Raw genomic sequence first — 11,558 nt, forward strand, 5'->3', positions numbered from 1 at the left:
CGCATGATGTGGATGCTCTCGGCCTCGAGGCGTTGCAGGTGGGTCAGGCGGGCGGCGGGCAAGGCGGTCACGGCGGCACCGGAAGGCTGCGTCAATGTCCTGGCTATACTGCGGCGCGCCCGCGCTCGGCAACATAATTCTACAAATTTTTTACATTATACATTTTTATTTGGTTATTAGTGAACTCTGACGAAAGGCGAGTGGCCCCCCTGCCCTTATGGTGCGTTGCGGCAGCGGCACGAATCGGCATCATTCATCGTGGGTACAGGTTCCCTCGCACCAACGGACGAGGACGCTATGTGGAGGCTGCTGATCGTCGTAGCCGTCGCCCTGCTGCCGCTGGGCCTGTCGCATCTCCTCCAGGGGACCGGGGTGCCGGCGGCGCTGTCGGCGTGGCTGCCGCGTGTCGAGCGGCCGGCGGCGCTGGCCGGCCAGACACCGCCGCCGGAATGGCGGGAGCGCGCCTATCTGACAGCCAATCCCGACGTCGCCGCCGCGGTGCGCCGCGGCGCCTACGAGTCCGGCTACCAGCACTACCGCCTGGACGGCCTGCGCGAAGGGCGCAGCGGCGGCTTCCCGGCCCCGCGCGACGTGGCGGAACTGCCCGAGCGCTGACGGCTAGCCCGCACGCCCGGCCAGCGCGGCGAACCAGCGCAGCTTCTCGGCGTAAGGCAGACGCGCCAGCCCGCTCGGCGACGGCACCACGAAGTCGACCACCCCATCGAACAGGCCCACCGGCTGCTCCCCCCACGCCGCTTGGCCGAGCCCGGCCGCCGCGAGGTAGACGCCCTTGCCGGTGTAGGCGACGATGCGCGGCCGGTTCGTCTCCACCAGCGCGCGCAACGGCCCGACCCCGGCGCGCAGTTCGGCGCGGCTGAGGTCGGCGGCGCTCGGCGTGGCGCGGCCGACGAGGTTGGTGGAGCCGAGACCGTACTGGAGCATCGTCCGGTCCTCCTCCGGCGCCAGCAGCCGCGGCGTCAGGCCGGAGTCGGCGAGCAGCCGCCAGAACTGGTTTCCCCGCCCCGCGTAGTTGTGCCCGATGGCGCCGGAGCGGGTGCCGGGGTTGAAGCCGCAGAACAGCACGCGCAGCCCGGGTGCCACGATATCCGCGATCGGCTGCCCCCCGCCCATCGGCGCACCCATCAGCGCACGAAGAACAGCACGGCCATGGTCAGCCCGACCACGACGATGGCCGGGCGCAGCCGGGCCGGCGGGATGCGGCGGGCCAGCCGCGCCCCGGCGTAGCCGCCGACGACCGCCGCCGCCGCCATCAGCAGCGCCTGCGGCCAATGCACCGCGCCGCCCGCCGCGTAGGCCCCCACCGCGATGGCGGTGAGCACGGCGGACAGCAGGTTCTTCAGCCCGTTCATGGCGTTCAGGCTGGTCAGCCCGAACAGGCTGAGGTGCGCCAGCAGCAGGATTCCCAGCCCGCCGTTGAAGTAGCCGCCGTACACCGACACCGCGAACAGCCCGCCCAGCATGGCGCCGCGCCCGTGGATGCCCTGGCGCTGCAGCCAGCGCGACAGCCGCGCCCCGAAGGCGAACAGCCCGGTGGCGGCGAGCAGCAGCCACGGCACGATGGCCCGGAAGGTGGCGTCCGGCGTCCACAGCAGCAGCGCCGCCCCGGCCAGCCCGCCGGCCAGGCTGACCACCGACAGCCACAGCGTGCCGATGCCGTCCACCGGCTCGATGTCGTGGCGGAAGCCGTAGGCGCCGCTGGCGTAGCCGGGCAGCAGCGCCACGGTGCCGGTGGCGTTGGCGGCGACCGGCGGCACCCCGGCGTAGATCAGCGCCGGCAGCGTCAGGAAGCTGCCGCCCCCGGCCATGGCGTTGAGGCCCCCGGCCAGAAACGCCGCGGCGAGAAGGAGGAGGGTCAGGATCGGATCGGGCATGATGTGCCGCTTTATGCAGCAGCCCGCGCTGTGAGACAATCCGCCGCGCCCAGATTCTGCGCACGACGCGCCAGATTCCTTAGCGGTATAACGATCCTCGCCATGAGCCACGGCTGCCGGACACCATGCAACACCGCCTGAAAGGGCTGAAGCCGAACGACCTGGAGGCGGTGCGCGCCGCCCCGCTGTTCCGCCGCATGCCCGAGCCCGCCATGGACAAGCTGCTGGCCAGCGCCTCGGTGATGGCGGTGCCGCGCTTCGGCACGCTGTTCTTCCAGGACGAACTGGCGGACCGCTTCTTCCTGCTGCTCAACGGCTCGGTCAAGCTGTCGCGGCTGACCGCCGACGGCGAGGAGGCGGTGGTCAGCCTGGTCGAGCCCGGCCAGGTCTTCGCCGAGGCCGACATGTTCTCCTCGGCCCGCTATCCCCTCAGCGCCGAGGCGGTGGAGCCGACGCGCGTGCTGGTCTTCACGGCGGAGGAGTTCTTCCGCTGCATGCGCGCCGACCCCGAGGTGGCGTTCCGCGTGGTCGAGGCGCTGTCGCAGCGCATCCGCGGCTTCGTCCAGCAGATCGAGCACCTGCACGTCCGCTCCTCGCCGCAGCGGGTGGCCAGCTTCCTGCTGAACCTCTGCCCGGAGGCCGGCAAGGACGTCCACTTCGAACTGCCCTTCGAAAAGAGCCTGATCGCGCGCCGCCTGGGGATGCAGCCGGAGACCTTCTCGCGCGCGCTGGCCAAGCTGCGCAAGATCGGGGTGGAGACGCACGGGGCGGCGGTGTTCGTCGCCAACACGGCCAAGCTCAAGGAATTCTGCGCGTCCGACGACGGCGGAGCGGGACGATCATGGAAACAGTGAACTGGACCGACGCGCTGCTGACCGGCGTCGACGAGATCGACGCGGAGCACCGCTACTACTTCGAGATCCTGCACCGCTTCAACAAGGCGCGCGCCGACGGCTTCGACCCGCGGCGGCTGCGCACGCTGCTGAACGACCTGCTGGCCTACATCGAGATGCACTTCCGCAACGAGGAAGCCATCATGCGCGAGGTCGGCTACCCCGCGTTCGAGCGCCACATCGCCGGCCACGCGCGCGCCGCCAAGGCGATCCAGGACACCTTCGCCGCCGACCCGACCGACGCCCAGGTGCACGAATTCCTCAACAGCTTCCTGTCGCGCTGGCTGATCAACCACATCCAGAGCGAGGACCGCGCGTTCGGGGAGTGGATGGAGCGGAGCGGCAAGAGCGTCTGATACGGCCGGCGCATGAATGCTTCATTGTCCTGCCGGCCGTATCACCCCCCCGCTCAATGCGTTGCATTGAGCTGCCGGGTCTGAATCAAAGGCGCTTGATGGAAGCCATCAAGCGCCTTTGATATGACCGAACAAAGCGCCCCCCGCGCCGTTAACGGCGCATGACCCGCATGACCATCGCCGAGGCGCAGAGCCGCGTCACCCGCTTCCTGACCCAGGACATGGTGGACGCGCTGCGCGCCGTGGAGCACGAATCGCCGCCGCTGGCGCGCGAGCCCTCCCCCACCCCGCTGTCCGACCTGCTGCGCGCGCAGGTGACGTTCAGCCACGTCCCCGGCTCGTCGGACTGCATCTATCGGGTGGAGGCCTTCGGCGACGCGCTGCTGATGAGCCTGCAGCTCAATGTGCGGCGCTTCGTGGCGCTGTACCGGGTGCCGGTGGAGGACCCCATCGGCGCCGACACCATGGCGCCGCGCTTCGAACGCTGGGCCATCGGCGCCGGGCACGCCGGCTGGATGATCGGCTGGCGCGACGGCGCCGACCCGTGGAAGCCCGAGGACAAGGTGGTGGAAACCTACTGCTACGCCATGCTGCCGGAGGACTTCCTGGACGACCCGCTGGAGCAGCTGTACTGGCGCACCGACCTCGTGCAGATGACCCGCGCCTTCATGGTCGAGGCCCGGCGCATGGGCATCCGGCTCTCGCCGAAGGGCGGGGGCTGACCCCCGCCCTCCCCGCCACGCTACGCCAGATCGAACAGCAGCACCTCGGCGCCGACGCCCTGGTCGAGGGTCAGCGCGGTCTCATCACTGACCGCGGCGCCGTCGCCCTCCTTCAGCGTCACGCCGTTGAGCCGCACGTGACCGCGGGCCACCTGCACCCAGGCGTGCCGGCCGGGGCGCAGTTCGAACGTCGCGGACTCGCTGCCGTCGATCAGGCCGGCGTAAAGGTCGACGTCCTGGTGGATCGTCACGCTGCCCTGCCGCCCGTCGCGCGAGCCGACGAGGCGGAGCGTGCCGCGCTTGTCGGCCTCGGCGAACGCCGTCTGCTCGTAGCCCGGCGCCAGCCCCTTGCGCTCCGGCAGGATCCAGATCTGCAGGAAGCGGGCGGGGTTCTCGCGCGAGGCGTTGTACTCGCTGTGGCGGATGCCGGTGCCGGCGCTCATGCGCTGCACCTCGCCGGGGCGGATGACCGAACCGGTGCCGAGGCTGTCCTTGTGCTCCAAGGCACCGTCCAGCACGTAGGAGACGATCTCCATGTCGGCGTGGCCGTGCGTCGGGAAGCCGGCGCCGGGGATCACCCGGTCGTCGTTGATGACGCGCAACGCGCGGAAGCCCATGTGCGCCGGGTCGAAGTAGTGCCCGAACGAGAAGCTGTGCCGGCTGTCCAGCCAGCCCATATTCACCGCGCCGCGCTCGTCCCTGTTGCGAACCGTGATCATTGCCGAACCCTCCTGGCGGCCGATGGGCCGCTCTCTCGTGTCGGGCATGATGTGGCGATTGGTGCTGGGACAACAACGCACGCCGACGCGACAGGACCGTTCTCCAAATCGGAACAGTCAGAGACCCAGGTACGCCTGCTTCACCGCCGGGTCGTTCAGCAGCGCCTCGCCGGTGCCGGACAGCACGACGCGACCGTTCTCCAGCACGTAGGCGCGGCTGGCCAGCTTCAGCGAGGCGGCGACGTTCTGCTCGACCAGGATGATGGTCATGCCTTGCTCGCCCAGTGCGCGGATGGTGCGGAACAGCTCCTGCACCAGCGCCGGGGCGAGGCCCAGCGAGGGCTCGTCGAACATGATCAGCTCAGGTCTGCCCATCAGGCAGCGGCCGATCGCCAGCATCTGCTGTTCGCCGCCGGACAGCGTGCCGGCCGCCTGCTCCAGGCGCTCCTCCAGGCGGGGGAAGAGGTGCAGGACGTGCGCGAAGGTGTCCTTGGCCGAGGCGCGGGCGCGCGGGATGACGGCGCCCATCTCCAGGTTCTCGCGGATCGACAGCGTCGGGAAGATCTGCCGCCCCTCCGCCACCTGCCCGACGCCGAGGTCGCACACCACGTGGCTGGGCAGCCCGGCGATCTCCCGGTCGTGCAGGCGGATGGAGCCGCGGGCCGGCTTGAGGATGCCGGAGATGGTGCGGATCAGCGAGGTCTTGCCGGCCCCGTTGGCGCCGACGATGGCGGTGGTCGTGCCGGCCTCGACGGACAGCGACACGGAATCGAGCGCCTGGGCGTCGCCGTAGAACAGGTCGAGGTCGGTGATCGTCAGCATGGCAGCGGCTGGTGGTTGGGAGGACGGGGCCGCACTCTAGCGCAGTCCCCGCTCCGCCGAAACAAGTTCCACCGCAAAAGTACCTAGTACAATGTTTACCGGTCGAAAAGCGCTCAACACATTCGGCTCTTAGGCTGTGAACAGGTCTGAAACGCGACCACCATAGCTCCGCGGACGTCCTCATCCCATGCATGAACCAACGCCAAATGTCCTTTCATATGCACAACTACCCGTCCTGCCAAGCTGATATCAAGATAAACTATAACAGGATAAGGTTTCACTGAATAATCTTCATTACCCTTAGCTAGAAGCGTCTTCTCATCTAGATAGCTATCTTGTCCAATCATATAAAATTTTGCAAATTCATGTTTCAATTCATTTTTCTTCCCATATGCAGCCACCACGGCTTGATCTAACCATTGAATATCATTAAGATCTGCGTTAATGTTTAATATAGCCTCGACATTCATGTCACTCCAATCTTTCAATGGAACTGCTTGCTTTCTTCCCATAAAACCGGAAAATACATTATTGTATACTATACTTGGACCGCCAGTCGACGGTGATGAAATACGATTTTGCTTTTGGTAAGTAGACTTCAAAAACAGCGTCTGCTCGCGATCCTTCAGGTCTTCTGTCCATTTATTCGAAATATCTTGCGCGCCCCTTGACTTGGCGGTCACAGCAATTTTAAGTACACCACCTTCTCCAAGAAAGGTGGGTGGAGGCATACGTCGGATCGCAGACAGATCAAAGGGAAATTCATAGGTAACAACCGCAGATATGTCTACAACCAATCCAGTGATTTCCTCTTGTTTACGAACCAACTCAGCAAGAGCATCTTTCAAATCCGCTTGGAGCCCGCCTATTTTTTTGTCTTGATCTTCGATCATCTCCCGATCTGCGGCCTTTTCCACCTGGGTATCCCGTGCCTCGTAAGCAGAAGCACCGAAACCTAGTACAGCAATAATTATTGCCACATAGCCTGCGCGGGTCGGCCGCCCATGATCCCATGTCTTCGATTGCGTGACCGCGAGCACAGTCGCCGCAAGAGCAACCAGAGGAATCATATAGGATGCCATACGGGGCATCTCCAAAAGCTATTTTGATAGGAAATACCATTATATCACCATGACGCCACTCCGTCTCTATCTCCGGTCGTCGTATCCAAATGGCAATACAAGCGATGCGCGGCAGGGCGGGACAGCGCTTCCGAGCGCCCCCGCTCCGCCGGAATCGAAACTACGCCGCGGCGGTTTCCTCACGAGCCGCGGCGATCATCACGCCGGCCAGCGCGCCGTAGGCGGTCGTCCAGGCCAGCTCGACCTCGGCGGTGAAGGCGTCGCCCAGGCCCTTGCGCAGCGTCCACAGCAGCGCCTCGCCGACGGTGTCGTACTGCGCCTCGGTGACGCCGTAGTGGACGTGCCGGCGCGCCATCGACTGCACCGCGTCGAGGATGGTCTCCAGCCGGTCGAGCGAGTTGACCACCATGGTCAGCGCCGCCATCAGCTTCACCCCCTGGGTGCGGATGTCGCTCCTGAACAGGCTGCGGGTTTCGGGGGCGATCTCGAACAGGCGGGTGTAGAACAGGTCCGCGGCCTGGTCGCGGATCGGCACGACGTGCTTGAAGCTGTCGCGGATCAGGGCGATCTGCTCGGGGGTCATCCAACTCTCCGGTCGTTTTCTTGGGAACGGGGAGTCTCCGCTCCCCGCGCGACCGTATGCATGCGAACTGTTTCGCGACGATGTCAGGCGCGTTTCAGCTTTCTCACGGCCTTTCCCGGATTGCTTGGTCACGCAGCTCGCGGCGGATGATCTTGCCGGTGGTGGTCATCGGCAGGGAGTCCACGAAGGCGATCTCCCGCGGGTACTCGTGCGCGGCGAGGCGAGTCTTTACGTGCTCCTGGATGTCCCTGATCAGCTCCGGCCCCGGTTGGGTGCCTTCGTTCAGCACGACGAAGGCCTTGACGATCTCGGTGCGCAGCGGGTCGGGCACGCCGACCACGGCGGCCATGCGCACCGCCGGGTGGGCGATCAGGCAGTCCTCGATCTCACCCGGGCCGATGCGGTAGCCGGCCGAGGTGATGACGTCGTCGGCGCGCCCGACGAAGCGGATGTAGCCCTCCTCGTCCAGCTCGCCCTGGTCGCCGGTGACCAGCCAGTCGCCGATGAATTTTTCCGCCGTCGCCCTGGGGTTTCCCCAGTACTCCAGGAACATCACCGGGTCCGGCCGGTGCACGGCGATGTGGCCGAGCGCGCCCGGCGGCAGCCGGTTGCCCTCGTCGTCGATGATGGCCACGTCGTGGCCGGGCGCCGGGCGGCCCATGATGCCGGGCTTCTCCGGCATGACCGCGGCGCAGGATGAGACGATCATGTTGCACTCGGTCTGGCCGTAGAACTCGTTGATGGTCAGCCCGAAGGTGCGGCGGCCCCAGTCCAGCAGTTCCCCCCCCAGCGTCTCGCCACCCGACGCGATGGAGCGCATGGAATAGGCGAAGCGCTCCTGTGGGTTCTCCACCGCCCGCATCATCTTCAGCGCGGTCGGCGGCAGGAAGGCGTTGCGCACGCCGAAGTCGGCGATCAGACGGAACGCCTCCTCGGCGTCGAACTTCTCGAAGCGGCGGGCGACCACGGCGACGCCGTGGTGCCACGCCGGCATCAGCACGTCCAGGAGCCCGCCGATCCACGCCCAGTCGGCCGGCGTCCAGATGCGGTCGCCCGGCTGCGGGAACAGGTCGTGCGAGATCTCGACGCCGGGCAGGTGCCCCAGCAGCACGCGGTGCGCGTGCAGCGCACCCTTCGGCTGCCCGGTGGTGCCGGAGGTGTAGATGATCAGCGCCGGGTCGTCGGCCAGCGTGTCCACCGGCGTGAAGGCGTCGGACTGCTGCGCCACCAGGGCGTGGAAGTCGTGGAAGCCGCGCAGCGGCCCGTCGATGCACAGCACAACGCTTAAGCTCGGCAGCCGTTCCGCCAGCGCGGCGATCTTCTCCGCCCCGGCGGCGTCGGTGATCACCGCCCTGGCGCCGCAGTTGCCCAGCCGGTACTCCAGCGCATCGACGCCGAACAGGCCGAACAGCGGCACCGCGATAGCGCCCATCTTGTAGACGGCGACGTGCGACACCGCGGTCTCCGGCGCCTGCGGCAGCAGGATGCCGACGCGGTCGCCGCGCTCCACGCCCAGCGCCCGCAGCAGGTTGGCGAGGCGGTTGGACTGGGCGCGGATGTCGGCGAAGCTGAACTCCTCCACCGTGCCGTCACGGCGCTTGTGGATCAGCGCGGTACGGCCGGGGTCGCACTCGGCCCACTTGTCGCAGACATCGACGCCGATGTTGTAACGCTCCGGCACGTCCCAGCGGAAACGCGCGGTGATCTCGGCATGGCTCGCCCCGTGCGGCAGCATGCGGTTCCCTCCCCAGGGTGATTCTTCTTTCGGACGGGGAGCTTACGACCGAACCGCACGCTGCGCCAGACACCTGTCCTCAGCCGGTCAGCGCCTCGAGCAGCGGGTGCGGCTTGGCAGAGAACGGATTGACGACGGTGAGCCCCCGCCATGTGAAACCGTCCTGCATGTCCTCCGAGAGGAGCAGGCGGCATCCGGCCTCGGCGGCCGCGGAGACGACGACCGCGTCCCAGATCGACAGCTTATGGTCGGCGGCCAAGTCGATGGCCGCCATCATGACCGTGGCCGTCGTATCGGACTGCGGATACAGGTCACGCCACGTCATGATCGCACGGCTCGCGTCGGCGACGGGGCGTTTCGCCTTGCCAACGAGCACCCGATACAGTTCCCCCAGGACCTGGGTCGGCAGGACGACGCCATCGGCGGGCAGCGCGTCGAGCAGCCCATGCACCCGGACCGGCTTTTCGACGTCACCGGGAAGGAACGCGATGCCCTCGGCGTAGACCAGGATGTTTGTGTCGAGCGCGATCAGCACGGCTCACTCGTCGTACAACTCGTCCCGGTTCCAGCGATGGCCGATGACCTGCACCGGCTGCTCGCGCAGGCGGGCCATCAACGTGCCCTTGGCCGCTTCGGCCAAGGCGCCGCTTTGCTTGGCCGGCACGATCCTGGCGACCGGCGTTCCGTGCGACGTCACCACGTAGGAGCGTCCCTCCTTCACGTGCCGCAAGATTTGCGAGAAGTTTCGATTGGCGTCGGCAGCCGACACGGCTTCTTCCATCGCCCGCCCCAGTGTGTAGTGAAATTACCTACATCAGGATGGTGAGGACCGCGCCGGCTGTCAACCAGGGATGCTTGCTACGCCGCCTTCACCGCGGACAGGAACAGCTCCACCTTCGACTTCAGCACGCCGGCTTGGCTCGACAGCGTGTCGGCGGCGCCGAGCACCTGGTGCGCGGCGGACCCGGTGTCGGTGGCGGCGCGGTTGACGCCGACGATGTTGCTCGATACCTCCTGCGTGCCCTGCGCCGCCTGCTGGATGTTGCGGGCGATCTCCTGCGTCGCCGCCTGCTGCTCCTCCACCGCGGCGGCGATGGTGCCGGAGACATCGCTGATCCGGCGGATGGTCTCCATGATGGCGCCGATCGACGACACCGCGCCCTGCGCCTCGTCCTGGATCGAGGTCACCTTGGCGGCGATCTCGTCGGTGGCGCGGGTGGTCTGGTCGGCCAGCGCCTTCACTTCGCTCGCCACCACGGCGAAGCCCTTGCCCATGTCGCCGGCGCGCGCCGCCTCGATGGTGGCGTTGAGCGCCAGCAGCCGGGTCTGCGCGGCAATCTGCATGATCAGGTCGATGACCTTGGCGATCTCCTCCGACGCCGAGGCGAGGCCGCGCATCGACTCGTCCGCCCGGCCAGCCTGCGCCACCGCCTCGCCGGCGATGGTGGCGGACTGCGCGACCTGCCGGCTGATCTCCAGCACTGAGGCGGCCAGTTCCTCCGTCGCGGTGGCGACGGTCTGCACGTTGGCCGAGGTCTGCTCCGACGCCGCGGCGACGGCGGTGGACTGGCGGGTCGTCTGCTCGGCGGTGGCGGACAGCTGGCCGGCGGTCGCCTGCATCTGCACGGCGGCGGCGGAGACCGAGCCCAGCACCTCGCCGCTGTCGCGGTCGAAGCGGCCGGTCAGCTCCTCGATGGCGCGGGCGCGGCGCTCGCGCTCGGCCTGCTCGGCACGCTCGCGCTCGGCGGCCTCGCGGGCGGCGACCATGCCGTCCTTGAAGACCAGCACCGCCTGCGCCATCACGCCGACCTCGTCGCGCCGGCCAACCGCCGGGATCGGCGTCGCGTAGTCGCCGCCGGCCAGCCGCTTCATCGCCTCGGTCATCGCAGCGAGCGGCCGGACGATGGAGCGCCCGGTCACCAGCACCGCCACCCCGGCAATCAACAGGCCCAGTGCCAGCATGCCCGCCTGCATCAGCATCAGCCGGTCGGCGGCGCTGGTCATGCCAGCGGCGTCGGCTTCCAGCAGAGAGCGCTGGCGGTCGGTGATGCCGTCCACCGGCTGGCCCGCCGCATCCTTGCCGCCGTCGAGCAGCAGCTTCAGCCGGGTCGCACGCGGCAGTGCCTCTTCGGCCAGAATCCTGATGGAACGGTCGCGCTCGCCGGCGGTCGCCGCGGCCTCGGCGCCGTCCTGCACCGTGCGCAGCTCGTCGAGCAGCGGCCTCACCTCGGCCCAGGCGCGCCGGTTGGCCTCGGAGGTCCAGGACACCGACAGCCGGTCCATCTCGGTGCGCAGGCGGCCGATCTCCGCCCAGGCCTCGGCCCGCTCGGCGCGCAACGCCGGGGCCCCGGTCAGCAGGAAGCCGCGCATGGCGGCCAGCGAGCCGTTCAGGTTCGCGTAGATCCCGTCGCTCGCCAGCGCGGTGGGCATGCGCATGTCGGCGATCCGGGTCGCCATCGTCTTGCCGCCGTTGGCCAGCATCAGCGCCACGGCGACGTTCACCACCAGCAGCACGATCACCGCAGCAAAGCCGATCATCAGGCGTCGGCCAATTCGCAGGTTGTTGTACCAGCTCATTCGCACTCTCCCATCTCTCGCGCGCCGGGTTTGGTATTATTCGTTTCGGCGTAGGGCCAGGATGGGAGGCACTCCCTTAACAGAGCGTTTCGCTAAGGTACCGGGCGGCGCTCAATTTTAAGACTTTTTGCGTCTTTTATGTGCAGAACGCACAAAAAGACGGCTTATTCGCCGAGC

General features: G+C 67.4%; 14 protein-coding genes. 4 read left to right on the forward strand and 10 right to left on the reverse strand.

The annotated features are described in order from the left end of the window. The first annotated feature begins 297 nt into the window (after positions 1-297). Positions 298-615, forward strand: coding sequence for a hypothetical protein (locus tag TSO221_RS21165; protein WP_109120509.1), 318 nt, complete (start codon positions 298-300; stop codon positions 613-615). Positions 616-618: 3 nt separating this feature from the next. Here TSO221_RS21165 and TSO221_RS21170 read toward each other — a convergent pair whose 3' ends face one another. Both TSO221_RS21170 and TSO221_RS21175 read right to left on the reverse strand, forming a co-directional pair. Further along, on the reverse strand, positions 619-1,101 hold the full coding sequence (locus TSO221_RS21170; protein ID WP_247878164.1) for a mismatch-specific DNA-glycosylase: 483 nt from the start codon (positions 1,099-1,101) through the stop codon (positions 619-621). A gap of 41 nt (positions 1,102-1,142) precedes the next feature. Next, positions 1,143-1,892 carry a sulfite exporter TauE/SafE family protein gene (locus TSO221_RS21175; protein ID WP_109120511.1) on the reverse strand — a complete coding sequence of 250 codons (750 nt, stop codon included), beginning with the start codon at positions 1,890-1,892 and terminating at the stop codon, positions 1,143-1,145. Positions 1,893-2,017: 125 nt separating this feature from the next. On the opposite strand from TSO221_RS21175, the gene TSO221_RS21180 reads away from it, so the two are divergent. The 3 genes from TSO221_RS21180 to TSO221_RS21190 all read left to right on the forward strand — a co-directional run bounded on the left by TSO221_RS21180 (position 2,018) and on the right by TSO221_RS21190 (position 3,863). Beyond that, positions 2,018-2,746 (forward strand): cyclic nucleotide-binding domain-containing protein, encoded by a 729-nt coding sequence (locus tag TSO221_RS21180; RefSeq protein ID WP_109120512.1) that lies wholly within the window; start codon positions 2,018-2,020, stop codon positions 2,744-2,746. Beyond that, the gene (locus TSO221_RS21185) at positions 2,734-3,141 is read left to right on the forward strand and encodes a hemerythrin family protein (RefSeq protein ID WP_109120513.1); all 408 of its coding nucleotides are present in this window, start codon (positions 2,734-2,736) and stop codon (positions 3,139-3,141) included. The genes TSO221_RS21180 and TSO221_RS21185 overlap by 13 nt, the downstream gene beginning before the upstream one ends. Positions 3,142-3,302: 161 nt before the next feature. After that, on the forward strand, positions 3,303-3,863 hold the full coding sequence (locus TSO221_RS21190) for a hypothetical protein (RefSeq protein WP_109120514.1): 561 nt from the start codon (positions 3,303-3,305) through the stop codon (positions 3,861-3,863). Positions 3,864-3,883: 20 nt separating this feature from the next. Here the strand turns inward: TSO221_RS21190 and TSO221_RS21195 are convergent, their stop codons facing one another. The 8 genes from TSO221_RS21195 to TSO221_RS21225 form a co-directional block, all read right to left on the reverse strand. Further along, on the reverse strand, positions 3,884-4,582 hold the full coding sequence (locus tag TSO221_RS21195; protein ID WP_109120515.1) for a pirin family protein: 699 nt from the start codon (positions 4,580-4,582) through the stop codon (positions 3,884-3,886). Positions 4,583-4,699: 117 nt separating this feature from the next. After that, on the reverse strand, positions 4,700-5,404 hold the full coding sequence (locus tag TSO221_RS21200) for an ABC transporter ATP-binding protein (protein WP_109120516.1): 705 nt from the start codon (positions 5,402-5,404) through the stop codon (positions 4,700-4,702). A 113-nt stretch (positions 5,405-5,517) separates the two neighbouring features. Beyond that, complete coding sequence (locus TSO221_RS35080) at positions 5,518-6,486, reverse strand: hypothetical protein (RefSeq protein WP_146208863.1); 969 nt, start codon at positions 6,484-6,486, stop codon at positions 5,518-5,520. A 160-nt stretch (positions 6,487-6,646) separates the two neighbouring features. Then, positions 6,647-7,069 (reverse strand): globin family protein, encoded by a 423-nt coding sequence (locus TSO221_RS21205; RefSeq protein WP_109120517.1) that lies wholly within the window; start codon positions 7,067-7,069, stop codon positions 6,647-6,649. A gap of 103 nt (positions 7,070-7,172) precedes the next feature. Next, positions 7,173-8,804, reverse strand: a complete 1,632-nt coding sequence (locus tag TSO221_RS21210; RefSeq protein ID WP_109120518.1) for an acyl-CoA synthetase — start codon at positions 8,802-8,804, stop codon at positions 7,173-7,175. Between the two features lie 79 nt (positions 8,805-8,883). Next, positions 8,884-9,339 (reverse strand): PIN domain-containing protein, encoded by a 456-nt coding sequence (locus TSO221_RS21215; protein WP_109120519.1) that lies wholly within the window; start codon positions 9,337-9,339, stop codon positions 8,884-8,886. 3 nt (positions 9,340-9,342) lie between these two features. Continuing rightward, on the reverse strand, positions 9,343-9,585 hold the full coding sequence (locus tag TSO221_RS21220; RefSeq protein WP_109120520.1) for a type II toxin-antitoxin system prevent-host-death family antitoxin: 243 nt from the start codon (positions 9,583-9,585) through the stop codon (positions 9,343-9,345). A gap of 77 nt (positions 9,586-9,662) precedes the next feature. After that, complete coding sequence (locus TSO221_RS21225; RefSeq protein ID WP_109120521.1) at positions 9,663-11,381, reverse strand: HAMP domain-containing methyl-accepting chemotaxis protein; 1,719 nt, start codon at positions 11,379-11,381, stop codon at positions 9,663-9,665. Positions 11,382-11,558 lie beyond the last annotated feature (177 nt).

Origin of the sequence: Azospirillum sp. TSO22-1 (genome assembly GCF_003116015.1) — a bacterium.
In the GTDB taxonomy this organism is placed as follows: domain Bacteria; phylum Pseudomonadota; class Alphaproteobacteria; order Azospirillales; family Azospirillaceae; genus Azospirillum.